Raw genomic sequence first — 24,514 nt, 5'->3', positions numbered from 1 at the left:
TGATGTCGAGGGCGTTGGTTCCGCGCTCGGCACCCGTCTCACGCTTCCATGATGCTCCGGTGTCCAGGGGCGGTGCTCCGTACCGGGCCACCGCCCCGCCGGCGCATGGATTTCTTCTCCCGCTGCCACGTCGCAGTCGCGTGATCATCGAAATCGACGGAGTTCACGAGGAATCTCGACAGGACACCGTAGTCTGTCTTAACGATCATTTGCTTTCGACCTGTGCAGGAGCACCCGTTGCCTGACATTCCTCCCACTGCAGGCGAAATGTGGACTGAGCTGGATACTTCCGTGGCTCATTCCGCGCGACTGTGGAACTACCTGCTCGGCGGGAAGGACAACTTCGCCGCCGATCGCGAGGCCGCGGAACAGGTGCTCGCCTTCATGCCGGAGCTGGTGCAGTCGGCTCGGTTCAACCGGGAGTTCCTGGGTCGCGCGGTGCGGCATCTCGCCGGTGAGGCCGGTGTCCGGCAGTTTCTCGACATCGGCACCGGACTACCCACCGCCGACAACACTCACGAGGTCGCGCAGGCGACCGCTCCCGACTCCCGGGTCGTCTACGTGGACAATGATCCGATGGTCCTCGCGCATGCCCGGGCACTGCTGACGAGCAGCCCCGAGGGCGCCACCGACTACCTTGACGCGGACGTCCGCGACCCGGACCGGATCCTGGCGGAGGCCCGCAGAACGCTGGACTTCGGTCAGCCGATCGCGGTCATGCTGCTTGGCATCGTCAACTTCGTCATCGACGACGATGAGGCGTACGAGATCGTCCGGACGTTGATGGACGCGGTGCCTGCCGGCAGCTACCTGGTGATGTCCCACCCGACCCGTGAGGTCAACGCCGAGGCCGTCGACCGGGCCCTTGAGATGTGGAACGACGGCGGCTCCGCCCAGATGGCCGTCCGTACGCCGCAGCAGATCGCCCGTTTCTTCGACGGCCTCGACCTGCTCGACCCTGGCCTGGTCACCTGCTCGCGGTGGCGCCCGGACGGTAACGACACCACGCCGACGTCCGAGTTCGGTGCGGTCGGTCGTAAGAGCGGCTGACCCGGCCGCCGGTCGGGCCGGAGAATCGCGCGTCGCCGAACGGCGCCTCGCCACCGACGGCCGGCGGAAACCCAGAACGACCGCGGCAGACGCGAGACGGACCAGAGCCGCGATCGTTCTCGCGCACATCGCGCATGCCGTAACCCGCTGAGATCGCCTCATTGAAATGAACTTCGATATGCGACATTCGGACAGCCGGCTGTCCGGTTCGCGGTTCTCCCTTTAATCAGGATACGGAGATGCGACGGGGAATGGCCGGTGAGTGCCTTTCATCGATTACCGCCGGCCTTCAGTAACCCCCTATGCCCCACGCCAAGGAGCTCGATCCCACCAAGTCGCCAATTGCCTTCTTCGGCTATGAATTGCGCCGATATCGCCAGGAGGCCGGTCTGACCCAGGGAAAGCTGGCCAAACGGACAGGATTCGCGCTGGGCACGATCTCCATGGCGGAGACCGGCCGGAGACGCCCCACGGATGACTTCGTCAGGAGGTGCGACAAGGCCCTCGGCGTCGAAGGGGCGCTCATCCGGATCAAGGAGATGATGGACAATGTCGCCGCGCAGCTACCGGCCTGGTTCCGGCCCTGGGCCGAGATAGAGCAGGCCGCCGAAAGCCTGCGCACCTGGCAGCCGCTCCTCGTGCCGGGTCTGTTACAGACGGCCGACTATGCCCGGTCGATCTTCAATGGCGGACCTCGGGCCTCGGTGGAAAGCGTGGAGAGACACGTGGCCGCCCGGTTGGATCGTCAACTCATCCTGGAGCGGGAGGACCCGCCCATGCTCTGGGTCGTCCTCGACGAGGGGATTCTGAATCGCCTCATCGGTACCAAAACAATCATGGCGGGCCAGCTCGACCACCTCCTTGAGATGGCAGAGCGGCCGTATGTCACCATCCAGATCCTCCCCTTCGGCGCATGCAGCACCACCGGTCTTCTGGGCGGATTTGTCATTGCACAGACCAAGGGCGCCGCCAATACTGCGTATATGGAGTCAGCCGGTCATGGCCAAGTCACCGATAGACCTGGCGAGATAGCGGACATCACCATCAGATACGAGGTGATCAGAGCTGAGGCACTTCCGCAGCGGGCGTCGTTGGAGCCGATCACAGAGATGAGAGAACGATGGATCGGGAACTGAACGAAGCCATATGGGTGAAGTCGCCGTTCTCGGGTGACAACGGCGGCGACTGCGTGGAGGTTGCCCGGTTGTCGGGTGGGCGGGTCGGGGTCCGTGACAGTAAGGATCAGGCGGGTCCGGCATTGATCTTCACGCCGGGGGAGTGGGAAGCGTTCACCCGCTGGGTCCGCACCGACAACGCGGTCTAGCTTCACGATCAAGGCAGGATGCCACCGCGGTGGTCGTCTCACCCGGCAGCATCGGCAGCAGATGCGTCAGGGACTCCAGCCACTCCCGCGACGCCGTATACGGCCGTGCGCGGCCCACCTCTCCAGATCGTTTGCGACGGCGTCGAGGTCGGCCGCGACCGACTGCTCGCCGGGGTGCCCGGCCGATGGGCCGGCGCCGATTGGCCGGGCACCCCCGGCGTTCAGAGGCAGGTGGTCAGAAGAACGGAGATGACGGTGCAGGTGGCTGAGGCGTTGTTGTTGGCCGGGTTGGGGTCGGCGGGCGCGGAGGTGGTGCGCGTGCCGGTGATCGTGACCTGGCCGAGGGAGAGCAGGCGCAGGGGCAGACGGAAGGTCTTACTCGCGCTGGCGCCGCTGGTGATGGCTCCGTAGGCGCAGGTGACCGAGCCGGCGGCGCTGGTGCATCCGGCTGCCAGATTGGTGGCGGTCTTGCCCGGCGGCAGGGTCGCGGTGAGGGTGGCGGAGGTGACCGCGTTCGGGCCGGTGTTGCGGGCGGTCAGGGTGTAGCCGATGTAGGGCGTCAGGATGCCCAGGTGCGGCTGGGCGCCGAGGTCGACGTCGATGTCGGCGGCGGGCGGCGTGTTGACGGTGGTGTTTTCGGCGTCGCTGTTGTTGGCCGGGGTGGGGTCGGGTTTGATGCCGGTGACCGTGGAGGTTGCGGTCAGGGCACCGGTGGCGGTGGGCTTGACCGTGATGGTCACCGTGGCCGAGGCGCTGTCGGCCAGCGCGCCGAGCGGGCAGGTGATGGTCGGCGCGGCGACGGCGCACGAGCCTTGGGAAGCGGCGGCGGAAATGATGGTGCGGGCCGTACCGGACAAGGTGGTGGACAGGCTCACCCCGGTAGCGGCGTCGGGCCCGTTGTTGGTGATGGTCGCGGTGTAGGTGAAGGTACCGCCCTGGCTGACGGGGTCGGCCGAGTCGGCGACGGTGACGCCGAGGTCGGTGGATGGAGCGGCGCCGGGTGTGGCGAAGGCCACCGCGTAGGGGAAGTCGCCGACGGCGATGGTGGCGGTGACGGTGTTGGTGGCGGCGTCGATCACCGAGACGTTGTCGTCGCCGCCGTTGGCGGCGTAGACATGGGCGCCGTCCGTGGCCACAGCCAGCCCGTACGGGCTGTCGCCGACGCTGAAGGCGGTGGTGACGGTGTTGGTGGCGGTGTCGATCACCGAGATGGTGCCGGAGGCGACGTTGCCGACGTAGGCACGGCTGCCGTCCGGGGTCAGCGTGACCGTGAAGGGGGCGTATTCGACGGCGACGGTGGCGACCACGGTGTTGGTGGCGGTGTCGATCACCGACACGGAGGCCGAGTTCTGGTTGACGCTGTAGACGCGGCTGCCGTCCGGGGACACCGCGACCCCGTTCGGAGCTTCGCCGACCGGGACGGTGGCGGTGACGATGTTGGTGGCGGTGTCGATCACCGACACCGAGTCGGAATCGTGGTTGGAGACATAGACGCGGCTGCCGTCCGGGGACACCGCGACCCCAAACGGGACTGTGCCGACGCCGATGGTGGCGGTGACCGTGTTGGTGGCGGTGTCGATCACCGAGACGGTGTTGCCGCCGCCGTTGGCGATGTAGGCGCGGCTGCCGTCCGGGGACACTGCCACGCCCGCCGGGCTTGCGCCGACGGTGATGGTGGCGCCGACGGTGTTGGTGGCGGTGTCGATCACCGAGACGGTACCGCCGCCGTTGTTGGTGATATAGACGCGGCTGCCGTTCGGGGATGCCGCCGCGCCCGCCGGGCTGCTGCCGACGGTGACGGTGGCGGTGACGGCGTTGGTGGTGGTATCGACGACCGATACGGTTCCTGCGGCAAGATTGGCGACGTAGGCGAAGGTCTGAGCGGCCGCGTGCGCGGGCATGGCGGTGAGGCCGGTCATGGCTAGGGCGGTCAGCAGCGCGCACAGGGCTGCCATCGGGCGTCGTCGTAAGGGCGTGACGACGTGCGTGGTCGAAAGCATGAAGTTCCTCAGGGTGAGTCGAAGGATGATGCCGCGCGCGATGACGCCTTCACACGTCTGGGTGCCCCGTCCACCCTCGCCCGCGCTGGAACCGGCCCAAATCAGGCGGCGGGACCGGCCCGCCGTACGCGTCGTGGCCGTTGACGCGTAACCAAACGCTGAACGTCGCGGCATCGGGGAGGGCCTCGCGCTCGTCGTAACCTCATCTGCTCTCCCGTCGGTTGTGGCAGGTCCACACACCCGACGCGCGACAGAGCACATGACAGAGAGTGATACGCGTAGAACCTTCGGTTATTTACCTACATTGCCGCTCTCGGCTCGGCAACCGCGTTGGCCTATATTGGACAGTTTCCGCGACCAGCTGGACACGTACGGTTACTACCGAAATGTCGCTGGTTCAGCGCATACAAGCCACTTATTGCGCGAGGCAGAGGGTCGGCCATCCTCCGTTGCGATCAGGATGTGGTGCGGGTGGCTGCCGCGAGGGTGTGAATCTCCTCGATGATCGCGGGCCAGAGTTCGCGGGGGAGGTGGTGACACATTCCCGGATAGAGCACCAGGCGCGCGCCGGGGATGGCGTCGGCGGTGGCCTTCGCCGCGCTCGGCCGTACCATCGGGTCGGCCTCGCCGTGCAGGACGAGCGTGGGAATCCGCAGTCCGGCGAGCCGGGAGGTGAGATCGCCCGTCGCGCCGAACGCCGCCGAGTGGCGCATCATGCCGTCCTCGCCGGGGTCGCGATCGTAGGACAGTTCGGCGAGTTCCCGCACCTCCGCCTCGTCGAGGGGATAGGCGGGGGAGCCGATGAGACTCATGGCGTCGACGAGCCGGTCCCCGGCGCCTTCCCTGCCCGGAGCGCGGCGTCGCAGGGCCGCTCGCGCGGACTTCGGTTCACCCCGTGACCTCATCCGCTCCGGGATGATCGAGATGCTGCCGCTGGACGACGAGCGGCGCACCGAGGCGCGCATCGCGATGGCCTTTCTCGGCCGGTCCGTGGTGGCGCCCTCCCTGGCCACGCTCCTGAGAGAGGCCTACCCCCACATCATCGCCTTCTGGGCGCTGCAACTCCGTACCGCCCAGGAGGCCGGCCAGGTGCCGGGCGACCTCGACCCCGAGCGTGAGGCGATGATCCTGTACGCCCTGACGCAGGGGCTGGTCAGCCCGACCCTGATCGACTGCTGTCCGGCGGAGCTCGTCGAGGCCACCGTCGACTATCACCTCGACAGGCTTTTCCGCCGAGGCCGGTGACGGAAGAGCGTCCAGCCGTACGGCCTGCTCACCGGTGCCGGTGCGGACCTGAACATACGGAGCTTCTTCGGAGCGCTGTCAGCAGATCTTGGTGCCGTACACGTGGTCGACCGTCATCGTCATGAGCACCCTGCGGTCGGCCACCATCACCGACCGATATTCGTCCCAGTCCGGGTGCTCCCCGGCGGCGAGGCGGTAGTAGTCCACCAGCGCCTCGACCTCGGGACCGTGAGGGTCGGTTCCCGGCCCGGTGAGTGTCGCCGTTCCCTCGGCGGTGGCCCACGCCAAGCCGTCGGGGCTGGTGACCTCCAGCGTGGCGCGTGGGTCTCGACGCAGATTCGCCGTCTTGGCTCGTCCCTCGGTCATCGAAACGTGGATGACACCGGCGTCCTGGTCATAGAAGGGCATGACGGGAGAGAGCTGGGGGCGGCCGTCCGATTTGATCGTTGCGAGGACGCCGAGTCGACTTTCCGCGAGCAGCGTGCGTGGGTTGAACGATGTGGCGGTCATGCTCAGGTCCAAGTCACGACCGGATGCCGGCTATTCCCGGCGATGCCTGGCCTGAACGGGCGGAGATGTGACCTGCGTCAAGCGTGAGTCCCCAAGGTTCAGAGGGTTTTTGTCGTCGCCAACCGTGAATCGGGACGACGCGAGGGGCGGAGGCGGTGCCACCTATACGCGAGCGTGAACATAGAGTTACAGTACAACTACCTAGAGTAGTGGAATGGAGACGCGATAATGGCCGCCGTCAACCGCAAGCATGACCTCTGGTTCGACACGGGGGACACCGACCGTGATGGCGGAATCGCACGTGCGGACCCGCCCGCTCCGTGCCGGCAGGCCGTCGGGCAGCTCGGATGCGCGTCGGATCCGGCCAAGATCCGTCACCTGGTCGACGTCTACAACACCCTCTGGGAGTCGCTGGTCCGGCAGGCGGACGTCAACCGTGACGGCAGCGTCTCACGGGCGGAGTTCTGGGCGGCGATGGAGCGGTGATGCGCCGGCCTCGCCCACTTCGTGCGGCCGGTCGCCGAGGTGGAGCCCACCCTGATCGGCGTGGACGACGGCGGCGTTCCGCCGACCGAGGAGTGCGCATCGATGGACGCGGCATCCTGTAGATCATTTTCAATGATCATGGGTGTGTCTCAGGCCCCTCACCCCTTCGCGGTGTCCCGGGTTCCGGTCCGGCCGCGTCGCGTGCGGCCTGCCGGGAGCGGGTGGCCAGCCAGAGGTCGAATCGGTCGCCCGCGTCGTCGAGGTGGCGCCCGGTGATCCGCATCGCCTTGTCGATCCGGTTGCGTACGGTGTGGCGGTGCACCCTGAGCAGGCGGCTGGTCTCGTCCCAGGAACCGCCGGTGTCCAGCCAGGCCGTCAGGGTCGCCACCAGGTTTCCGCTGGGATCGGCGTGATCGAGCGCTCCGAGCATGGCGTCGGCGTAGCCTTGCAGCGCTCGGCGGTCGCCCAGTTCCAGCAGCAGCCGGCTGGAGCGGCTCTCCCGCGCCTCCACGGGCTGCCCGGTCAGCCTGCTCATCTCCAGGAGGTTCCCGGCCTGCCGGATCGACGAGGCGGCCGACTCCGGCGCGACGGGGGGCCCGATGCCCGCGGGGCAGCCCGGAGCGAACCGGCTGAGGACCTCCCGCACGTCGAGATCACCGCCGACGACGACCTCGATCACCCCGTCCGTGATCCTGGCCAGCCCGCCCGGTACGGCGAGCGCCAGGTCCGCCGCCACTTCCGCGGCCTCGCTCGCGGGTCTGACCGCCAGGCCGCGTACGGCGTCGGTGACCAGCCCGGCCTCGGCCAGCACGTCCCGGGCCCGCCCGGCAGAGGCCGCGTCCAGCAGCCGCCCCAGCAGGGCGGATCGGTGCCCGCGCTCGGGCTCTTCGGCCAGGTGACGTCGTTCGAGTTCGAGGGAGAGCAGCGAGACCAGGCCCGAGGCCAGCAGCCGCGTCGTCGGCTCCATCGAACCGGTCAGCATGAGCAGCCCGCGCAGCCGCCGGGCACCGAGCGGCTGCACCTCCACGTGGGCGGTGCCCACGATGCTGCTCCCGCTGCCGTGCATGCCGCGGGCGGCGACCCGCTGGATCAGGTCCGCGCCGGAGTCGAGCAGCAGGTCCGCGGTGTCCTGCCCGGATGCGGCGATCAGCCGCCCGAGGGGGTCGGTCACCGCGACGCCGATCCCGGTGGCCTCCGTCCACGCCTTCAGGATCGGGGCAAGCCCGCGGCCCGAGGCGGCGGCGGCCGTCAACCGCCGCTGGGTCTCGAACGCGCGCTCCAGCCTCCGGTGCTGCTCGGCCGCCCGCGCGGCGAAGACGGCCTTGGTGACCGCGATGAAGGGGATCTCGTCGGGCACGGTCAGCAGCGGCAGCCCGGCCTCCTCGGCGGCGGCGATCAGCGGTGCCGGCGCGTGCTGGTAGGGCAGGCCGTGCCCGAGCCCGAGCGCCAGCCCGCAGGCTCCGCCCCCGGCGACGTCGCGCACGTAGGCTCGGCACGAGGCGGGGTCCATCGGCAGCAGCAACCCGATGGTCATGAGCAACTCGCCGCCCTGCAGCCACTCTCCCGGCCGGACCAACTCGGACGTGTGGGCGGCCTCGACCAGGCGATCCAGATGATGTGACCCGACGACTACCGACAAGTGAAGCTCCGGCATGGCGACCAGGTCGGCGATGCAAAACGCCATGGACACAGTGTCCAACAGTTTCCGGAAGATTCGCCATTCGTTCCATCCTCGTTTTTATTCCGGCGACATACGGTTCCTGGCAACAGCCCGCCGCGACGCCCCCGAGGAAGACCCATGAGCGACAGACCAAGGCCCTTATCGGGCATGCCGGCCATCGAAGTGCGCTCCATCGACTACGTCCCGGCGAGGGAGAGACACGGCAAGGTCTGGCACCAGGGACCGTTCTGGTTCACCGGCAACTTCGTGCTGACCACGATGGTGACGGGCTTCCTCGGCCCCGCCTTCGGGCTCAGCCTCGGCTGGTCGGTGCTGGCCGTCGTTCTGGGCGCGTGTTTCGGCACCTTCTTCATGGCCTTCCACGCCAACCAGGGCCCGCGGATGGGCCTGCCGCAGATGATCCAGTCGCGGGCCCAGTTCGGTCTCCGCGGGGCGATCGTCCCGTTCGCCGCCGTGGTCTTCGTCTACGTCGGGTTCAACGTCTTCAATGTCGTACTGGCCACGCAGGGAATGCAGACCATCCTGCCCGGCGGCGCCGGCCTGTGGTATCCGCTGCTCATCGGTCTCGCGATCGTGCTCGCCGTGGTCGGCCACGACCTGCTGCACAAGGTGCAGCGCTGGCTCACCTACCTGCTCATCGCGGTGTTCGCCATCATCACGATCGGGGCGTTGACCCAACCGGACGGGCCCTCGGCGGCCCCGGTCTCCGGTTTCTCCTGGACGTCGTTCCTCCTGGTGTTCTCCGCGGCGGCGGGCTACCAGATCAGCTACGCGGTCTACGTGTCCGACTACTCCCGCTACCTGCCGAAGGACGTGTCCTCCAAGAAGGTGATCTGGTGGACCTATGCGGGTGCCGCGGGCTCGGCCGTCTGGCTGATGTCGCTGGGCGCCCTGCTGGCCTCGATGACGCCTACGCCGGACGCGATCGCCGGTATCCAGCAGATCGGGAACGACATCGCGCCCGGGTTCGGCACCTTCGCCGTGGTCGTCTCCGCCCTGGCACTGATCACCGTCATGGCCGTCAACGCGTACGGCGGCATGCTCACCTCCGCGAGCATGGTGGACGCCTTCCGCACGGTGCGGCCGACCATCGGGATCCGGGTGATCGGCGTCGTGGCGATCCAGGTCGTGGTTCTCGTGGTGGCGTTGCTGCTGCCCGCCGACTATCTGGCCAGCCTGAACGTCTTCCTGCTGCTGATGCTGTACTTCCTGATCCCGTGGACCGCGGTCAACCTCGTGGACTTCTACTTCGTACGGCGGGGGCACTACGCCATCACGGCGATCTTCGATCCGCGCGGCATCTACGGGCTCTGGTCCTGGCGCGGCCTGACCGCCTACCTCGTGGGCATGGCCGCGATGGTCCCCTTCTTCTCCACCTCCTTCTTCACCGGTCCGGTGGCGGCCGCGCTGGACGGAGCCGACATCTCCTTCGCGGTGGGCCTGCTGGTGTCCGGCCTGCTGTACTTCGCGCTCACCCGCGGGATCGACCTGGAGGCCGAGAAGGTGGCCGTCGCCGCCAGCGACCGCGAGCTGGAACGCCGTGAGCCGCAGGCCGGCCACGACCCGTCCACGTCCCCGGTGACGGCAATATGAGCACTATGAGCCAGATGCCCCTGACCTCCGTCGCCTGCTGCCAGATCACCCTCGCCGTGGGAGACCCGGACGGCAACCGCGCCGCCGCCCAGCAGGCCGTCGAACGCGCGGCGGCTGCCGGAGCCCGGGTCGTGGTCCTCCCCGAACTGGTCAACAGCGGATACGTGTTCCGCGATCGGGAGGAGGCGGCCGGGCTCGCCGAGCCGCTGGACGGTCCCACCGTGGCCGGCTGGATCGCCTCCGCCCGACGGCACGGTCTGATCCTGGTGGGAGGACTGTGCGAGCGTGACGAGAACGGGCTCGTGCGCAACTCCGCCGTGCTCGTCGACGCGAGCGGCGTGCGAGCCGTATACCGCAAGACACATCTGTGGGACATGGAGAGGACCGTCTTCACCCCGGGGGACGAGCTTCCGCCGGTCGTCGACACGGAGGTCGGCCGGATCGGACTCCTGGTCTGCTACGACCTGGAGTTCCCGGAGTGGGTCCGCACCGTGGGGCTCCGCGGCGCCGACCTGCTCTGCGTTCCCACGAACTGGCCGCTCTCCCCGCGGCCGACGGGGGAGCGCCCCGCCGAAGTGGTGCGGGTGCAGGCGAACGCCTCGGTGAACCGCATGTTCGTCGCCGCCTGCGATCGGGCCGGACCCGAGCGCGGCGTGGCCTGGGTCGGCGGCTCGGTCATCACCGACGCCGACGGGTTCCTCCTCGCCGGCCCCCTCCCCGACTACGACGAGGGCCTGGTGATCGCCGAGTGCCGGCTCGGTGACGCCCGGAACAAACGCATCAGCGAGCACAACGACGTGCACGCCGACCGTCGGCCAGAGCTGTACCGGTCGATTCTGGAGCCCGCGCAGAGTGCGGACCGATTCCTCATGGAGAGAAAGCACCATGCCTGAAGCACCCCGCGATTCCAGCGGTCCGGGAGATCCCGTCGGCCCGGTCGACGCGATGAGCGTGCCGCGGTTCGCGGGTCCCTCGACCTTCGCCAGGCTGCCCCGCGTGGACGAGGTCGGTCATGTCGACGTCGCCGTGGTGGGGGTGCCCTTCGACGGCGGGGTCAGCTACCGGCCCGGGGCACGGTTCGGCCCCGCCCACGTCCGCGCGTCCTCCAAGCTGCTCCGTCCCTACAACCCGGCCCTGGGGGTCTCGCCGTTCGCCGTACAGCAGGTGGCCGACGCCGGTGACATCGCGGCCAACCCCTTCGACATCGGCGAGGCGGTGCGCACCATCGAACGGGCGGCCCGCGATCTGGGCGCCGACGGCACGCGGCTGCTCACCATCGGCGGTGACCACACCATCGCGCTCCCGCTGCTGCGGGCGGTCGCGGCGGTGCACGGTCCCGTGGCGGTCGTCCACTTCGACGCGCACCTGGACACCTGGGACACCTACTTCGGTGAGCCGTACACTCACGGCACGCCGTTCCGCCGGGCCGCCGAGGAGGGGTTGCTCGACCCCGAACGGTGCCTGCACGTGGGAATCCGCGGGCCGCTCTACACGCCGGACGACCTCAGGGAGGACGACGTCCTCGGCTTCCAGGTGGTGCACTCCGACGACTACCAGGACGCGACCGTCGCCTCCGTGGTGCAGCGGATGCGCCGCCGGCTCGGCAGCGGCCCCGTCTACGTGTCCGTCGACATCGACGTGCTCGACCCGGCGCACGCCCCCGGCACCGGGACGCCGGAGGCCGGAGGGCTGACCAGCCGCGAACTGCTGAACACCCTGCGCGGCCTGGTCGGACTCGACGTCGTCGGAGCGGACATCGTCGAGGTCGCCCCCGCGTACGACCACGCCGAGATCACGGGTATCGCCGCGGCGCACGTCGGCTACGAACTGCTCTCCGTCCTCGCCCGCAACCGCCAGGACGCGCCCCTCGTGCCGGATGGGACCGCGCGGTCGCGGGAGTAGGAGTGCCACGGCGACTCCGGGAGGATCGGCGGCCCACCCCGGACCGGGCGGCCGCGGGAGTGGGAACACGACGACGGCCCCGGGAGGACCGGCGGCTCACCCGCCGACCGCCTCGGCCACGACGGGTCCGGACGCCTCCGCCGTCTCGCCGTGAGCACGATCGCCACCGGCCCGAGCGGGTCCGGACGCCTCCGATGCCTCTCCGGCAGGGTCCGGTTGGGAACGTTCCCAACCCGGAGGACGATCGACCGGGGTGATGCCGCACAGTGCGGCGACCGCGTCGAGCGGCACGTCCTCGGCGACGGCGCGCACCAGCAGGGTCTCCATCCCCCGCAGCAGCGTGTGGACCGTGGTCCGGGGCAGGTAGGCGGTGTCGGCCAGCAGGTGGAGTTCGCAGGTTTCCCTGGCCGGGCCGATGATGAACTGGACCGTGGTGGCGTCCACGTGATCCCAGGAGCCGGCCGGGGCGAACGTGGTCCGTCCGGTGAGGGCGGCGATCGCGGCGGGGTCTCCCGGCTGATCCAGCGCGGGCAGGTCGGGCCAGTCGCCGCCGCCCCGCGTGTCGTTGAAATAGGCCGACAGGTCGATGGGCCCACCCCGTCTGCGGCCCACCTCCTCGCGCATCGCCATCAGCCCCAGCGGTTCGTAGTGCGCGTGGCGGTAGGCGGTCAGGGCCTGCCGGTGCCCGATGCGGGTGGCTTCCGCCAGGGTCCCGCCCGGCAGTTCCAGCATGAAGATCCCGTCCTGCGCGGCGGGGCCCACCAGGGCGCCGATCCGGGGATCGTGCCGGTTGGCCCCGATCAGTTGCATGGCTATCCGCCGGTGCCCGGTCAGGGTCGACAGGAGTACGGCGCTCGCCGTGGTCAGCACGCTGGCCGTGCTGACCGACCAGCGCGCCGCCAGCGTGTCGGCGGCGGCGCCGAGTGCGACCGACCTCATGAGGATCCGGATGAACCTCGGCTCTCCGGCCGGGTGGCGGGGGTAGTCGAACATGAACGCGGGCGCCTTCTCCAGCACCGCCTGCCAGTATCGGACCGCTCTCTCCCCGCGTACGGCGCCCGGCCCCTCGCGCTCGAAGGCGGCCTGGTCCATCGGCTGCCAGGTGGGTTCGGGCGGCTCGTTCCCGGACAGCAGGTCGCGCCAGTCGGCCGCCAGCAGGCCCAGCGCTCCTCCGTCAGCTGCCAGGTGGGACAGGCCGAAGGCCACGGCGCGAGGCCGTCCGCCGATCGTCACGACGGCGCATCGCACCGGCAGCTCGGCCTCGTAGTCGAACGCCGCAGCGGCCAGGCCGGCGGCCAGTTCCCTGGCGGCGGTCAGAGGTCTGGCGTGCCCGCCGTCGACGACCCGGACCGTCAGCCGTCCCTCGCGCGTCACGTGCTGGACCATGCCGCCGGGGGACCGCCGGAAGTTCGTCCGGAGGGTCTCGTGCCGTTCGAGGAGGCGGCGCAGGGCCCCCAGGACGGTGTCGAGGTCGCGCCTGCCGTAGACGGGCAGCGTCCAGGGCATGTTGAAGTAGGAGTCGCCGTCGGCCCGCCACGTGGTCAGCCGCCAGATCGACGACTGTCCCCAGGTGAGCGGGGCCACGCCGCCCCGGGCGCCGGTGAACTCCACGACGGCCGTGCCGTCGTCCACCGTCGCTCCCGGTTCGGGCGGCGACGGCACCCGTGACGCCGGGGCCGGAGCGTCGGTCTCGGCACGGAACCGCTCGGGATCGGTTCGCAGAAAGGTCGCACCGTCAGAATTCACGCCACCAGGCTGATCTTCCCGAACCACGGTGTCAATGGGTGTCTCAGCGACCCGGGCCGGTCGTTCCGTCCACACGGGATCCGGGCGCCCGCTTGGGCCGGAGGATGCCTAGCCGTCCGCGGGCGCCCCGCCGATCGCCGGCCCCGAGACGTCCTCACCTCGGAGCGGGTCGCTCGGCGGCGGTTTCGAGGGCCCGGACCTAGATCGACCGTAAGAGATGTGTCAACGCTTGTACCTATTGTGTATATTTTCCGTAATTAGATCTCATGTGAGGGAGGATTTATCGTGCGAGCTTTCCCGCAGGTGTTGTTCGACGAGGCACACAGCGAGTCATGGACCATCCGGCGGGACGTGGCCGAGACGATGAATCCGGGGCACCCCGACGACAGCAGCTACGCCCGCGCCGCGGGACTGCTGCGCGGTCTCGGGCACTCCGTCGCCGCGCACACCGAGGGCCCGATCACCCCGGCCCTGTTGAACGCGCGGGACGTCTTCGTGATCGCTCATCCGTCCGCCGAGCGCTGGGAGCGCACCACCGGCCTGGGCAGCCCCGTCCTGCCCGTCGAGGAGCTCGACGCGATCGAGGAGTACGTCGTGGACGGCGGCGGGCTGATCGTGCTGGCCGAGTACGAGCAGGAGAAGTACGGCAGCAACGTCACCGAACTGCTCGCCCGTTTCGGCGTCGGCGTCGAGCACACCCTCGTCCGGGACCCCAGGAGCGCTCACAACGGCGTGGCCTCCTGGGTTCTCGGCACCCCGGCGGACACGACCGGAGACGCGTCCGGGCAGGACCTCCTCGCGGGGGCCCGCCGCGCCTGCTTCTACCGGTCCGGCGTGCTCACCGCCCCCGGGCACGCGACCGTGCTGTTTCGGACATCGCCCACCGCCGACCCCGCCGGCAGGCCCCTGGCCGTGGCCGTACGGCACGGCAGGGGCCGCGTCGTGGTGATCGCCGACTCCGACCTGTTCGGCGACGACTCGATCGGCGACTACGATCACGCCGCCCTCTGGGGCAACCTCGTCACCTGGGTCGCGCGCGTGCCCGTCCCGGCGGACACCAGGGAGTCGGAGGCGCGAGCCGCCTTCCGGGGGCTCAAGGACGCCGTGGAGGCGATCAAGCCTCTGCAGGCGAAGGACGGCTCCATCGAGGGAGATCGCGGCCGGGCGGCGGAGCTGGTCTCCGAGATCGTCGACCACGTCGTACGGCTCGCGCCCCGCTTCCCCCACGACGAGGCCTACCTGACCGCCGTCGTCGCCGACTTCCGCAAGTGGGTCGAGCAGGGCCTCGGCGTGCCCGACTTCCTGGACTCGCTCGACGCCTTCCACCCCGACACCCAGCGGGTGGACGGCCTGGAGCACCTGGTCGTCTTCCCGATGTACACGCAGAACGGCACCACCTTCCGCCACATCGAGGCCGTCTGGATCCGGACGATCTGGCCGGAGTGGCTGGCCGAGCTGGAGCGCACCCGCTACGACAACCCGATGTTCGTGCCGATCGCCTTCGAGGACTTCACCTCCGGCTACGACACCAACTCCGCGGTGCTCTTCCCCGAGACCATCGCCGTCCGCGAGGCCCCGGCCCGTTTCACCTGGGGCGGCATCTTCGCGGACCGGGAGGCCGCCCGGTTCCGCGCGGTGAGCAGGGCCGCCGCCGCCACGCTCAAGCTCGCGCTGCCGCCGGACGCGACCCGGCTGATCGAGTCGCAGGATCTGGCCCAGGACACCTTCGTGCTCTGGGACCTGATCCACGACCGTACGCACAGCCACGGCGACCTGCCGTTCGACCCATTCATGATCAAGCAGCGCATGCCGTACTGGCTGTACGCCCTGGAGGAGCTCCGCTGTGACCTGACCGCGTACGGCGAGGCCGTCAAGCTGGAGGGGGAGGGCGTGCCGCACGCCCGCTACGTCCAGCTCGCGATCCTGTTCGACAGGCTGTTCCGCTTCCCGATCACCGGTGCCCGGGTCCGCAACTACGACGGGCTCGGCGGGCAGCTGCTCTTCTCCTACCTGCACCGCAACGGTGTCGTCAGGTGGACCGACAACCGGCTGAGCGTCGACTGGGACCGGCTCGCCGACGGTGTCGCCGACCTGCGCGGCGAGGTGGAGAAGCTCTATCGCGACGGCATCGACCGCTCCAAGCTCGCCCACTGGCTGGCCGCGCACCAGCTCGTCGCGGCCTACGTGGAGCCGCACCCCGCCTCCGTCTGGGCTCGCGGCGTGGACGCGCTGCCCGTCGAGGACCCCCGGGCGACCGGAGGGAGTCCTCCCGCGAGCAACAGCACCAAGGCCGTGGTGGACGCGGTGCTGCCCGACGAGTTCCCCCTGAGCATGTTCTACGAGGCCCTGCGCCGTAAGCTCGGCGATGTCGTCGACTCCACGAAGGGCATCCGAGCATGATCATCGTTGTTACCGGCGCGTCCGGTCCCGCGGGCCAGGCCGCCGTCCGCCGATTCACGGGCCAGGGGCACACGGTCATCGGGGTGGACCGGTCCGGCGACCACGGGATGACGGTGGAGCAGCCGGACCAGGTCGCGGGGCGCGGGGAACGAGCCGGCGATCGCCCGGTCAAGCATGATCACCGGCAGGTCGACCTGCTCGACTTCGACGCCGTGAAGGACCTCGCGGAGTCCATCGGGGCCGAGCACGGCCGGGTGGACGGGGTCGTGCACCTGGTCGGAGGCTGGCGCGGGTCCAAGACCTTCGCCGAGACCAGGCTGGAAGATTGGGACCTCCTTCACGATCTGCTGATCCGTACTCTCCAGCACGTCACGCTGGCCTTCGAGCCACTGCTCAAAGCCAGCGAGCGCGGCCGGTTCGCCATCGTCTCCGCGAAGGCGGCCGAGCGCCCCACCCAGGGCGGCGCGGTGTACGGCACGGCCAAGGCGGCCTCCGAGGCCTGGACCCTGGCCTTCGCCGACGCGCTGGAGGGCACCGCCTCCACCGCGAATATCCTGGTCGTCAAGGCGCTCGTGCACGACGGCATGCGTGCGGCGAGTCCGGAGAAGAGATTTCCCGGCTTCACCGACGTCGACGACCTCGCCACGGCGATCGACGGCCTCTGGGACACCGACGCCAACGGCACCAGATTGGATCTCACTCACGAGTGAGCGCCAGACCGGGTTTCGCCCACGGGTGAGTACCGGATGGGATCTCGCCCGCGAGTGAGCGCCAGATCGGACCTCGCCCACGGGTGAGTACCGGATGGGATCTCGCCCGCGAGTGAGCGTCAGGTCGGGCCTCACGTACGAGTGAGCACTGGATCGGGCCTCGCCGCGGGGGAGCGTCAGGTCGGACCTCATCCGTGAACGGCGCCGGATCGGACCTCACCCGCGGATGAGGAGACAGGCACAACCAGCGGCCGGCCGTCCACGCACCGCCGGACCGCTTCGCTGAGGGGAAGAAGTGACGGACGCGATTCGCAGGCACGACCCGCTGGTGAAGGGCTTCGCCAGCGACAACTACGCCGGGGTGCACCCGGAGATCCTCCAGGCCCTGGCACTTGCCAATGAGGGGCATCAGACCGCCTACGGCGACGACGTCTACACCGAGGCGCTGCAGGAGATCTTCCGCGGGCACTTCGGACCGGAGGCCGTGGCCTGGCCGATGTTCAACGGCACCGGTGCCAACGTGGTCGCGCTCCGCGCGATGACCGCCCACTGGGAGGCGGTGGTCTGCGCGGATTCGGCGCACATCCACACCGACGAGGGCGGGGCGCCGGAGCGGTCCGCGGGACTCAAGCTGCTGCCCGTGGCCACCCCGGACGGCAAGCTCACCCCCGACCTGATCGACAGGCAGGCGTGGGGGTTCGGCGACGAGCACAGGGCTCAGCCCAAGGTCGTCTCGATCACCCAGACCACCGAGCTGGGCACGCTCTACACTCCCGCCGAGATCAAGGCGGTCTGTGACCACGCCCACGAACTCGGCATGGTCGTTCATCTCGACGGCTCGCGCGCCACCAACGCCGCCGCCGCGCTGGACGTGCCGCTACGCGCGTTCACGACCGACGTGGGTGTGGACGTGCTGTCCTTCGGCGGGACCAAGGCCGGGCTGATGTTCGGCGAGGCCGTCGTGGTGCTCAACCCCGACGCCGTCCGCGGCCTGCGCTACCTGCGCAAGAGCTCCATGCAGCTCGCCTCCAAGATGAGGTTCGTCTCGGTGCAGTTCGAGGCGCTGCTCGCGGGCGACCTGTGGCTGCGCAACGCCCGCAACGCCAACGCCATGGCCCAGCGGCTCGCCGTCGCGGTCAGGGGCATCGACGGCGTGGAGGTCCCGCGCCCCGTGCAGGCCAACGCGGTCTTCGCGATCCTGCCCCGTGACGTGACCGAGCGCCTCCAGAAGCGCTTCCGCTTCTACACCTGGAACGAGGCCACCGGCGAGGTTCGCTGGATGACCGCGTTCGACACCACCGAGGCAGACGTGGACGCCTTCGCCGCCGCCCTGGCGGAGGAGATGGACTCGTCGGCGTGAGGCAGGCGTGAGGCAGGCGTGAGGCACTGCCCGGAGCCTGTGACGGTCCCGCCCATCGGCGGAACCGTCACCGTGATCTGAGGTCCGGGCGCGTCAGGCCTTGTGGCCGGTTTCGTGCTCGTAGGCGGTGAGCTGCTGTTCGAGGGCCTTCATCAACTCGAACACCTGGCTCGGAGGGATGCGGATCCGGCTGACGATCCGGGTGGGCACGCTGACGAAGTGCTGGCCGGAAGAGGGGTCGTTGGCCAGCTGGGGTGGTCTGGTGATCACCGCGAAGTCCAGCACGAAGCCATCCTGGGTGTGCCACACGGAGGCGAAATTGGCGTATTGCCCCGATTCGACCTCGGCGGAGATGCTCACCTCCAGGCGGTTCTCCGGCTCGTCGTTCACCATTTTTTCCTCCGGCCAGGTTGGCTCCATGCTGCCCTGGCCGGAAACCGGCCGCACAGGGACGCGCCGACACTATTAAAGGATGGAAGGCAGCCGCTGGGCGCCGCGTTGCCTCAACATGTCGGTCATCAAACTGATCTCACTGGTCTGCCCGTCGACGATGTGCTGAGCCATCGTGGTCACCTCGTCCCGGTCGGACAGTTTCAGCAAGCCTTGGGCCATCTGCACGCCGCCTTCGTGATGGCGGATCATGAGCTGGAGGAAGAGGATCTCTTTCTCCTTACCTTTGGCGTCAGTGAGCCTTTTGATGTCGTCCTTGCTGGCTATACCGGGCATCGTGGTAGGCGCCGCAGCCGTTACACCGTGACTGTGACCGGTCATCCAGGCCATCTCCGGCCGCTCGCCCGTCTGGTTCAGGCCCCACTGCTGTAACCAGCCGGTGAAGATCCCGCGCTGGGCCGTCTGCGTGATGATGATGTCGTAGGCGAGCCGCCGCAGCGACTCGTCCGTGCTGCCGTCTCTGGCGATGAAGGCCATCTCGACGGCCTGGGCGTGGTGCGTGGCCATGTCGCGGGCGAACCCCGCCTCGGGCGAGGCGTCGGTGGGGGTCGTGGTCCTCCCGACGAGGAACAGGAGGATGGCCCCCACGGCCAGAAAGCCGAACAGCACGCCGAGCGTCACGCCACGCCTGGATTTTGGAACCTCTTCAACAGGGATTTCCATAGCTCATCCAGAGTACCCACTGTCGTGAATCGTCGCCGTACCGCGCTTTGCCGATCGCTTATTCTCTGCATACGCCGGTAGGGCATAGGGTGACCGGAGTTGTTTGCCGGCTGGAGGCCCGATGACCAAGGAAAAGGCGCAGTCGAGGCGAGACCATCTCGTCAGGATGCGTGCAGAGCAGAAGCGCAAGGAACGCCGGACCGCGTTCCTGATGTGGGGCGCTGGAGGCGCCGTCATCCTTGTGCTCGTTGGGTTTGTTGCTTTTTACCTGGTCAAGGAACGGGCGACGACGTCACTGGACGCCGTCACGAGTGCCAAATACCCGGGAAGCCTCCACGTACAGACCAAGGTGAAGTACAAGGAGAACCCGCCGGTCGGTGGCGAGCACAACCCGGCGTGGCAGAACTGCGGCATTTACGATCAGCCGCTCAACAACGAGAACGCCGTCCACTCGATGGAGCACGGCGCCGTGTGGATCACCTACCAGCCTGATCTGCCCAAGGCTCAGGTGGACAAGCTGAAGGAGCTGGCCTCCAAGGACTACATGCTCCTGAGCCCCTACCCGGGACTCCCCGCCAAGGTCGTGGCGAGCTCCTGGAACAAGCAGCTCAAGCTGGACAGCGCGGAAGACCCGCGTCTGCCCAAGTTCATCAGCACGTACAAGAACAACAGCGCGGAGACCCCCGAGCTCGGAGCGGCCTGTGACGGCGGCGTGAGCACCGTCGCCGCCGACGCCCCGATTCCGGAGACCACGCCGACGGCGGCGCCGAGCTCGACCGCGGGCACCGACGCGCCCGTGACCTCCGCGCCCAGCAGCTCGCCGACCGGCTGACCTCCGGTACGGCTCCGCCCTGCGGAGCCGTACCGGCAGGACGGAAGACGGCGGAAGAACGGCGCGAAAGCTGTATTCCCCGACGGAAGAACCGGTCGACCCGATCCGTCGGGCGCTCCGGCGGATCGGCCCTTTCCGGTCGGCCCGCTGAGCGCCCAACGGATCGATACGTGCGCCGGGCGGAACCGGAGTTCCCGATCCGGGCTCCGTTTCGCGGAGCGCTATCGGGCCAGCACCCGCTCCAGGGGGACCGCTTTCATCCTCTGAGCCTCGGCGACGGCCGGGTTGGTCAGGTGTCCCTCGTGGGTGTTCAGCCCGAGGGCCAGCGCGGGGTCGTTCCTCAGGGCTTCGAGCCAGCCCAGGTCGGCGATCGCCAGGGCATAGGGCACGGTCACATTGGTCAGCGCGTACGTCGAGGTGTGCGGGACCGCGCCCGGCATGTTGGCCACGCAGTAGAACACCGAGTTGTGCACCTGGTAGATCGGGTTGTCATGGGTGGTGGGCCGGGAGCCCTCGAAGCAGCCGCCCTGGTCGATGGCGATGTCCACCAGGACCGAGCCGGGCTTCATCCGCGAGACCAGCTCGTTGCCGACCAGCTTGGGAGCCTTCGCGCCGGGCACCAGGACCGCGCCGATGACCAGGTCCGCGGCCAGGACCGCGCGCTCGAGCTCGTAGGTGTTCGAGGCGACCGTCATGCAGCGGCCCTGGTAGATCAGATCCGCCTGGCGGAGCCTGTCGATGTTCTTGTCCAGCAGCACCACCTCTGCCTGCATGCCCATCGCGATGGTCGCGGCGTTCATGCCGGAGACCCCGGCGCCGATCACGACCACGTTGGCCGCGTGCACGCCCGGCACCCCGCCCATCAGCACGCCTCGCCCGCCGCCCTGACGCATCAGGTGGTACGCCCCCACCTGCGGGGCGAGCCGCCCCGCCACCTCCGACATCGGGGCCAGCAGCGGCAGGGAGCCGTCCGGCGTCTCCACGGTCTCGTAGGCGATGCCGGTGACACCGGATTCGAGCATGGCCCGGGTGCACGCCTCCGACGCGGCCAGGTGCAGATAGGTGAAGAGCACCTGCCCCTTGCGCATCCGGTGGTACTCCTCGGCGACCGGTTCCTTCACCTTCAGGACGAGGTCCCCCTCGGCCCACACGTCGTCCGCCGAGTTCAGGATGGTCGCGCCCACGCTGAGGAAGTCGGAGTCGAGGATCGAGGATCCGACTCCGGCGTCTTTCTCGACGAAGACCCGGTGGCCGTGCCGGATGAACTCATGGGCTCCGGCGGGAGTCAGGGCCACACGGTATTCGCGGTTCTTGACCTCACGGGGAACTGAGATCTTCACGGCTCCTCCAGGTGCGCATCTGGCGTCACTTTCACTCTGCGTTCCCCGGAGAGCAGCCACTATGTGCAGCATGGAAGGAATTGGTCAATGTTGGTGACAGGATGTCAATCACGGCCGGTCTCCGTGTTTTCGACGCCGGTCTTGACCGTCTGGTTACCCGCCTTCCTGCGCTGATCGGTAGGCTCGCCGCGAGCAAATGCGAGGAATACGGGGATGTGACATGGAGATGCACGAGGGTCCGGGTGGGCCGCCCGTGCCGCAGGGACCTCCGGCCGGGTCTCGTGAGCCTTCTCTGTGGACGCGGGGAGCCTTCCCCGAGCCATATGGCTTTCCCTCCGGTACGCAGGAACCTTCGGCAGGATCTCCCAGCGACCCTTCGGGCTCGCGGGAATCCTGGTTCGAGTCGCCCCATACCCCTTCTCCGGATCCGCAGGGATCTCCGGCGGGGCCCTACGACCATCCTTCGGACCCGCGGGAACCTTCGCCCGGTCCTTACGACCATCCTTCGGACCCGCGGGAGCCTTCGCCCGGTCCTTACGACCATCCTTCGGACCCGCGGGAGCCTTCGCCCGGTCCCTATGACGATCCTTCGGATCCTCAAGCACCTCCGGCCGGTCCCTATGACTACCCTTCGGGCCCGCAGGAATCTCCGGCCGGGCCCCGTGGTCCGGAGCCGTCCGGCCCCTACGGATCCGTGCCCTCCGAGCCTTTCTCCAGCCCGCAGGAACCGTTCGACGGTCCGCAGGGACCGCCCGAGCCTCCGCCCGGCTCGCAAGGGCCGGCGGGAAGCCCACCCGGTTCGCCGATTCCGCCGGTGCCGCCGGTGCCGCCGGTGCCGCCTGTGCCGCCGCGCGGCAGGCACAGGTCGCGCGGCCCCGAGGCGAGTCCGCCCGGCGGTGTGCCGGGTGACCCCAGGGCGAGCCGGGTCACCACCGGGATCCTGATCGCCGCCCTGGTCGTCGTCGTACTGATCACCGGGGTGCTCAGCACCATCGCGGTGCTCATGACGAGGAACCCGGACATGCCTCTCGGCGGCACGCCGCCCAGGCGTCTGTCGATCCCCATCCACTTCGCCCCGGTGACCGGGACACAGGCCGGATCCTGCACGACCCCCGAGGGCGTTCCCGACGACCAGGGGCAGACCTGCTACACGATCGCCGCCGGGGTGAACGTGGACGCCGTACGGAAGATCGAGGCCGTCCAGGAGAAGAGCGGCGCCTACTCGGTCAGGATCGCGTTCGCTCCCGCGTTTCGCGAGCAGATCAACGACCTGACCCAGGAGGCTGTCAACCAGCCGATCGCGATCGTCGTGGGGGAGAAGGTGGTGGCGGCCCCCCGGGTCGCCCAGGTGATCACCGATGACAGCCTGAGCATCGCGGGCTCCTTCACCAAGGAGCAGGCGGACGCCATGGTCGTGCGACTCCTCGGTGGCGGAACCGGCGGAACCGGCGGAACCGGCGGAACCGGGGCGCCGACGGGCCAGCCTCAGCCGACCTCGCCGACCGTCACGTCCGGTCCCTCGAACCAGCCGGTGTCCCCGCCGGGCGCGACCCCGCCCGCCGGAACCACCTCGCAGCCGACGGCTTCGTCCCCGACGATCGCACCGGCCGCCGGGCCGGCCACGACGCGCTCGCCGGTCACCACACCGGTCACCCGGCCGGTCACCACGTCCACGGCGGGGGCCGCCCGCTCCGGGGAGGGAGGCCTCGATCACAGGTACCCGGACTGCAAGGCCGCGTTCAAGGACGGTTACGGGCCCTACTTCAAGGAGACCCACGAGGAGTACAAGTGGTACGTCGACAAGGACAAGAACGGCGTCGCCTGCGACTCCGGTGACATGACCTAGAACATCAGCTCCTCGATGCCGTCGATGGCGAAGTACGCCGCGAAGATCAGCGCGATCACCCAGAGCAGCCACGGGATCTCCCGGATCCTGCCGAGTGTCGCCTGGATGACCGTGTAGGAGATCACGCCCGCGCCCACGCCGTTGGTGATGCTGTAGGTGAACGGCATCAGCACGATCATCAGGAACGCCGGGATCGCCAGGGTCAGATTCTCCCAGGGCACGTTCCTGGCCTGGGTCATCATCAGGGCGCCCACCAGCACCAGCGCGGGAGACGCGGCCGCCGACGGGACGACCGTGGCGAGCGGGGTGAAGAACAGGGTGACGGTGAACAGGGCGCCGGTGACGAGGGCGGCCAGCCCGGTCCTGGCCCCCTCGCCGACCCCGGCCGCCGACTCGACGAAGACGGTGTTCGCCGAGGCGCTGGCGAACCCGCCGATCGCCACGGCCACGCCGTCCGCGGTCAGGATGGCTCCCAGCCGGGGCACCCGGCCCTGGGAGTCCACCAGGCTCGCCTCGTCGCTCACCCCGATGATCGTGCCCATCGCGTCGAAGAACCCCGACAGCACCAGGGTGAACAGGATGATCCCCGCGGTCAGCACCCCGGCGCGGGCGAATCCGCCGAACAGGTCCACCTGGCCGACCAGCCCGAAGTCCGGCACCGCTATCACCCCCTCCGGCACCCGGGGGACCACGATTCCCCAGGACTCCGGGAGGACCGTCGCGACCGAATTGACCACGATGGCCAGCACGGTGGTGACCACGATGCCGATCAGGATGGCCCCCCGGATCCTGCGCACGAAGAGGACGATTATCAGCAGGAGGCCGATGCAGAACACCGCCACCGGCCAGCCCGTCAGGTGACCGGTCCTGCCGAGCTGTACCGGCGTTCCCGTCCCCCTCCCGACGAACCCGGCGTCCACCAGCCCGATCAGCGTGATGAACATGCCGATCCCCACGCTGATCGCGTGTTTCAGAGCGAGCGGGATGCTGTTCATGATGAGGCGGCGCAGCCCGGAGGCCGCCAGCACGATGATCAGCAGTCCTTCCAGCACGACCAGTCCCATGGCCTGCGGCCAGGTCATCAGCGGTGCGGCCTGGTAGGCGACCACCGCGTTCAGGCCCAGTCCCGCCGCGACGCCGAACGGGGCGTTGCCCACCAGCCCGATCAGGATCGTGCTGACCGCCGCCGCGAGGATGGTCGACGTGGTGAGCTGCGGAATCGACAGTTTCGCTCCGGTGACGTCGGTGGCGCCGCCGAGGATGATCGGGTTCAGCAGGATGATGTAGGCCATGGCCATGAACGTCGTGAGGCCGCCCCTGATCTCCTGGCCGACCGTCGACCCCCGCTCCGACAGCTCGAAGAACCGATCCATGAC

Annotated in this window: 22 protein-coding genes; 13 read left to right on the top strand and 9 right to left on the bottom strand. The window is 69.0% G+C overall.

What is annotated here, in order from left to right:
- The first annotated feature begins 267 nt into the window (after positions 1–267).
- The 3 genes from CHC08_RS00770 to CHC08_RS00760 all read left to right on the top strand — a co-directional run bounded on the left by CHC08_RS00770 (position 268) and on the right by CHC08_RS00760 (position 2,374).
- The gene (locus tag CHC08_RS00770) at positions 268–1,050 is read left to right on the top strand and encodes an SAM-dependent methyltransferase (protein WP_089205162.1); all 783 of its coding nucleotides are present in this window, start codon (positions 268–270) and stop codon (positions 1,048–1,050) included.
- Between the two features lie 302 nt (positions 1,051–1,352).
- Positions 1,353–2,186, top strand: coding sequence for a helix-turn-helix domain-containing protein (locus CHC08_RS00765; RefSeq protein WP_089205161.1), 834 nt, complete (start codon positions 1,353–1,355; stop codon positions 2,184–2,186).
- Positions 2,171–2,374: a DUF397 domain-containing protein gene (locus tag CHC08_RS00760; protein ID WP_089205160.1), complete on the top strand. Its 204-nt coding sequence runs from the start codon at positions 2,171–2,173 to the stop codon at positions 2,372–2,374. The genes CHC08_RS00765 and CHC08_RS00760 overlap by 16 nt, the downstream gene beginning before the upstream one ends.
- 221 nt (positions 2,375–2,595) lie before the next feature.
- Here CHC08_RS00760 and CHC08_RS52255 read toward each other — a convergent pair whose 3' ends face one another.
- Positions 2,596–4,374: a beta-propeller fold lactonase family protein gene (locus CHC08_RS52255; RefSeq protein WP_218825052.1), complete on the bottom strand. Its 1,779-nt coding sequence runs from the start codon at positions 4,372–4,374 to the stop codon at positions 2,596–2,598.
- A 455-nt stretch (positions 4,375–4,829) separates the two neighbouring features.
- Positions 4,830–5,279, bottom strand: a complete 450-nt coding sequence (locus CHC08_RS00750) for an alpha/beta fold hydrolase (protein WP_218825051.1) — start codon at positions 5,277–5,279, stop codon at positions 4,830–4,832.
- Between the two features lie 10 nt (positions 5,280–5,289).
- On the opposite strand from CHC08_RS00750, the gene CHC08_RS00745 reads away from it, so the two are divergent.
- Complete coding sequence (locus CHC08_RS00745; RefSeq protein ID WP_218825050.1) at positions 5,290–5,619, top strand: TetR family transcriptional regulator C-terminal domain-containing protein; 330 nt, start codon at positions 5,290–5,292, stop codon at positions 5,617–5,619.
- Positions 5,620–5,697: 78 nt separating this feature from the next.
- Here the strand turns inward: CHC08_RS00745 and CHC08_RS00740 are convergent, their stop codons facing one another.
- A complete protein-coding gene (locus CHC08_RS00740; protein WP_089205376.1) occupies positions 5,698–6,129 on the bottom strand; it encodes a PPOX class F420-dependent oxidoreductase in 432 nt (143 codons plus the stop codon).
- A gap of 228 nt (positions 6,130–6,357) precedes the next feature.
- On the opposite strand from CHC08_RS00740, the gene CHC08_RS00735 reads away from it, so the two are divergent.
- A complete protein-coding gene (locus tag CHC08_RS00735; protein ID WP_089205159.1) occupies positions 6,358–6,615 on the top strand; it encodes an EF-hand domain-containing protein in 258 nt (85 codons plus the stop codon).
- 136 nt (positions 6,616–6,751) lie between these two features.
- On the opposite strand, the gene CHC08_RS00730 is transcribed toward CHC08_RS00735, so the two are convergent.
- A complete protein-coding gene (locus CHC08_RS00730; protein ID WP_089205375.1) occupies positions 6,752–8,299 on the bottom strand; it encodes a PucR family transcriptional regulator in 1,548 nt (515 codons plus the stop codon).
- Positions 8,300–8,413: 114 nt separating this feature from the next.
- On the opposite strand from CHC08_RS00730, the gene CHC08_RS00725 reads away from it, so the two are divergent.
- Genes CHC08_RS00725 through speB form a run of 3 tightly spaced genes read left to right on the top strand, consistent with a single transcriptional unit; the run spans position 8,414 to position 11,791 of the window.
- Positions 8,414–9,889, top strand: a complete 1,476-nt coding sequence (locus tag CHC08_RS00725) for a purine-cytosine permease family protein (protein WP_089205158.1) — start codon at positions 8,414–8,416, stop codon at positions 9,887–9,889.
- Between the two features lie 5 nt (positions 9,890–9,894).
- Complete coding sequence (locus CHC08_RS00720; protein WP_089205157.1) at positions 9,895–10,782, top strand: nitrilase-related carbon-nitrogen hydrolase; 888 nt, start codon at positions 9,895–9,897, stop codon at positions 10,780–10,782.
- The gene (gene speB / locus CHC08_RS00715) at positions 10,775–11,791 is read left to right on the top strand and encodes an agmatinase (protein WP_089205156.1); all 1,017 of its coding nucleotides are present in this window, start codon (positions 10,775–10,777) and stop codon (positions 11,789–11,791) included. The genes CHC08_RS00720 and speB overlap by 8 nt, the downstream gene beginning before the upstream one ends.
- Positions 11,792–11,887: 96 nt before the next feature.
- Here the strand turns inward: speB and CHC08_RS00710 are convergent, their stop codons facing one another.
- Positions 11,888–13,537, bottom strand: a complete 1,650-nt coding sequence (locus CHC08_RS00710; protein WP_179281823.1) for a condensation domain-containing protein — start codon at positions 13,535–13,537, stop codon at positions 11,888–11,890.
- Positions 13,538–13,822: 285 nt separating this feature from the next.
- On the opposite strand from CHC08_RS00710, the gene CHC08_RS00705 reads away from it, so the two are divergent.
- The 3 genes from CHC08_RS00705 to CHC08_RS00695 all read left to right on the top strand — a co-directional run bounded on the left by CHC08_RS00705 (position 13,823) and on the right by CHC08_RS00695 (position 18,007).
- Complete coding sequence (locus tag CHC08_RS00705) at positions 13,823–15,937, top strand: DUF6421 family protein (RefSeq protein ID WP_089205154.1); 2,115 nt, start codon at positions 13,823–13,825, stop codon at positions 15,935–15,937.
- Positions 15,934–16,647: an SDR family NAD(P)-dependent oxidoreductase gene (locus tag CHC08_RS00700; RefSeq protein ID WP_179281822.1), complete on the top strand. Its 714-nt coding sequence runs from the start codon at positions 15,934–15,936 to the stop codon at positions 16,645–16,647. Before CHC08_RS00705 ends, CHC08_RS00700 begins: the two co-directional genes overlap by 4 nt.
- 295 nt (positions 16,648–16,942) lie before the next feature.
- On the top strand, positions 16,943–18,007 hold the full coding sequence (locus CHC08_RS00695; protein ID WP_089205153.1) for a threonine aldolase family protein: 1,065 nt from the start codon (positions 16,943–16,945) through the stop codon (positions 18,005–18,007).
- Between the two features lie 93 nt (positions 18,008–18,100).
- Here the strand turns inward: CHC08_RS00695 and CHC08_RS00690 are convergent, their stop codons facing one another.
- Both CHC08_RS00690 and CHC08_RS00685 read right to left on the bottom strand, forming a co-directional pair.
- Positions 18,101–18,400: a DUF3467 domain-containing protein gene (locus CHC08_RS00690; protein WP_179281821.1), complete on the bottom strand. Its 300-nt coding sequence runs from the start codon at positions 18,398–18,400 to the stop codon at positions 18,101–18,103.
- Positions 18,401–18,472: 72 nt separating this feature from the next.
- Positions 18,473–19,120: a DUF305 domain-containing protein gene (locus CHC08_RS00685; protein WP_089205152.1), complete on the bottom strand. Its 648-nt coding sequence runs from the start codon at positions 19,118–19,120 to the stop codon at positions 18,473–18,475.
- A 166-nt stretch (positions 19,121–19,286) separates the two neighbouring features.
- Here CHC08_RS00685 and CHC08_RS00680 point away from each other — a divergent pair, with 166 nt between their 5' ends.
- Positions 19,287–19,952 carry a DUF3105 domain-containing protein gene (locus tag CHC08_RS00680; protein WP_245878047.1) on the top strand — a complete coding sequence of 222 codons (666 nt, stop codon included), beginning with the start codon at positions 19,287–19,289 and terminating at the stop codon, positions 19,950–19,952.
- A 221-nt stretch (positions 19,953–20,173) separates the two neighbouring features.
- On the opposite strand, the gene ald is transcribed toward CHC08_RS00680, so the two are convergent.
- Positions 20,174–21,292 (bottom strand): alanine dehydrogenase, encoded by a 1,119-nt coding sequence (gene ald / locus CHC08_RS00675; RefSeq protein ID WP_089205150.1) that lies wholly within the window; start codon positions 21,290–21,292, stop codon positions 20,174–20,176.
- A gap of 832 nt (positions 21,293–22,124) precedes the next feature.
- On the opposite strand from ald, the gene CHC08_RS00665 reads away from it, so the two are divergent.
- Positions 22,125–23,138 carry a SecDF P1 head subdomain-containing protein gene (locus tag CHC08_RS00665; protein ID WP_179281820.1) on the top strand — a complete coding sequence of 338 codons (1,014 nt, stop codon included), beginning with the start codon at positions 22,125–22,127 and terminating at the stop codon, positions 23,136–23,138.
- Here the strand turns inward: CHC08_RS00665 and CHC08_RS00660 are convergent.
- A complete protein-coding gene (locus CHC08_RS00660; RefSeq protein WP_089205148.1) occupies positions 23,135–24,511 on the bottom strand; it encodes an NCS2 family permease in 1,377 nt (458 codons plus the stop codon). The two genes, CHC08_RS00665 and CHC08_RS00660, sit on opposite strands and share 4 nt — an antisense overlap.
- Between the last annotated feature and the right edge of the window lie 3 nt (positions 24,512–24,514).

It is taken from the genome of Streptosporangium subroseum (genome assembly GCF_900188345.1).
In the GTDB taxonomy this organism is placed as follows: Bacteria; Actinomycetota; Actinomycetes; order Streptosporangiales; family Streptosporangiaceae; genus Streptosporangium; species Streptosporangium subroseum.
Note: the sequence above shows the minus strand (reverse complement) of the source record. Positions and strands in the feature narration are given on the sequence as shown.

What these genes read in the sequence shown, in the direction of transcription:
- CHC08_RS00765 (WP_089205161.1), top strand. Translation starts at nt 1,353, where the DNA reads ATGCCCCACGCCAAGGAGCTCGATCCCACCAAGTCGCCAATTGCCTTC.
- CHC08_RS00690 (WP_179281821.1), bottom strand. Translation starts at nt 18,400, where the DNA reads ATGGTGAACGACGAGCCGGAGAACCGCCTGGAGGTGAGCATCTCCGCC.
- CHC08_RS00660 (WP_089205148.1), bottom strand. Translation starts at nt 24,511, where the DNA reads ATGGATCGGTTCTTCGAGCTGTCGGAGCGGGGGTCGACGGTCGGCCAG.
- CHC08_RS00680 (WP_245878047.1), top strand. Translation starts at nt 19,287, where the DNA reads ATGCGTGCAGAGCAGAAGCGCAAGGAACGCCGGACCGCGTTCCTGATG.
- CHC08_RS00720 (WP_089205157.1), top strand. Translation starts at nt 9,895, where the DNA reads ATGAGCCAGATGCCCCTGACCTCCGTCGCCTGCTGCCAGATCACCCTC.
- CHC08_RS00750 (WP_218825051.1), bottom strand. Translation starts at nt 5,279, where the DNA reads ATGAGGTCACGGGGTGAACCGAAGTCCGCGCGAGCGGCCCTGCGACGC.
- CHC08_RS00745 (WP_218825050.1), top strand. Translation starts at nt 5,290, where the DNA reads ATGATCGAGATGCTGCCGCTGGACGACGAGCGGCGCACCGAGGCGCGC.
- CHC08_RS52255 (WP_218825052.1), bottom strand. Translation starts at nt 4,374, where the DNA reads ATGCTTTCGACCACGCACGTCGTCACGCCCTTACGACGACGCCCGATG.
- CHC08_RS00770 (WP_089205162.1), top strand. Translation starts at nt 268, where the DNA reads ATGTGGACTGAGCTGGATACTTCCGTGGCTCATTCCGCGCGACTGTGG.
- CHC08_RS00725 (WP_089205158.1), top strand. Translation starts at nt 8,414, where the DNA reads ATGAGCGACAGACCAAGGCCCTTATCGGGCATGCCGGCCATCGAAGTG.
- speB (WP_089205156.1), top strand. Translation starts at nt 10,775, where the DNA reads ATGCCTGAAGCACCCCGCGATTCCAGCGGTCCGGGAGATCCCGTCGGC.
- CHC08_RS00740 (WP_089205376.1), bottom strand. Translation starts at nt 6,129, where the DNA reads ATGACCGCCACATCGTTCAACCCACGCACGCTGCTCGCGGAAAGTCGA.
- CHC08_RS00760 (WP_089205160.1), top strand. Translation starts at nt 2,171, where the DNA reads ATGGATCGGGAACTGAACGAAGCCATATGGGTGAAGTCGCCGTTCTCG.
- CHC08_RS00700 (WP_179281822.1), top strand. Translation starts at nt 15,934, where the DNA reads ATGATCATCGTTGTTACCGGCGCGTCCGGTCCCGCGGGCCAGGCCGCC.
- CHC08_RS00735 (WP_089205159.1), top strand. Translation starts at nt 6,358, where the DNA reads ATGGCCGCCGTCAACCGCAAGCATGACCTCTGGTTCGACACGGGGGAC.
- CHC08_RS00685 (WP_089205152.1), bottom strand. Translation starts at nt 19,120, where the DNA reads ATGGAAATCCCTGTTGAAGAGGTTCCAAAATCCAGGCGTGGCGTGACG.
- CHC08_RS00730 (WP_089205375.1), bottom strand. Translation starts at nt 8,299, where the DNA reads ATGGCGTTTTGCATCGCCGACCTGGTCGCCATGCCGGAGCTTCACTTG.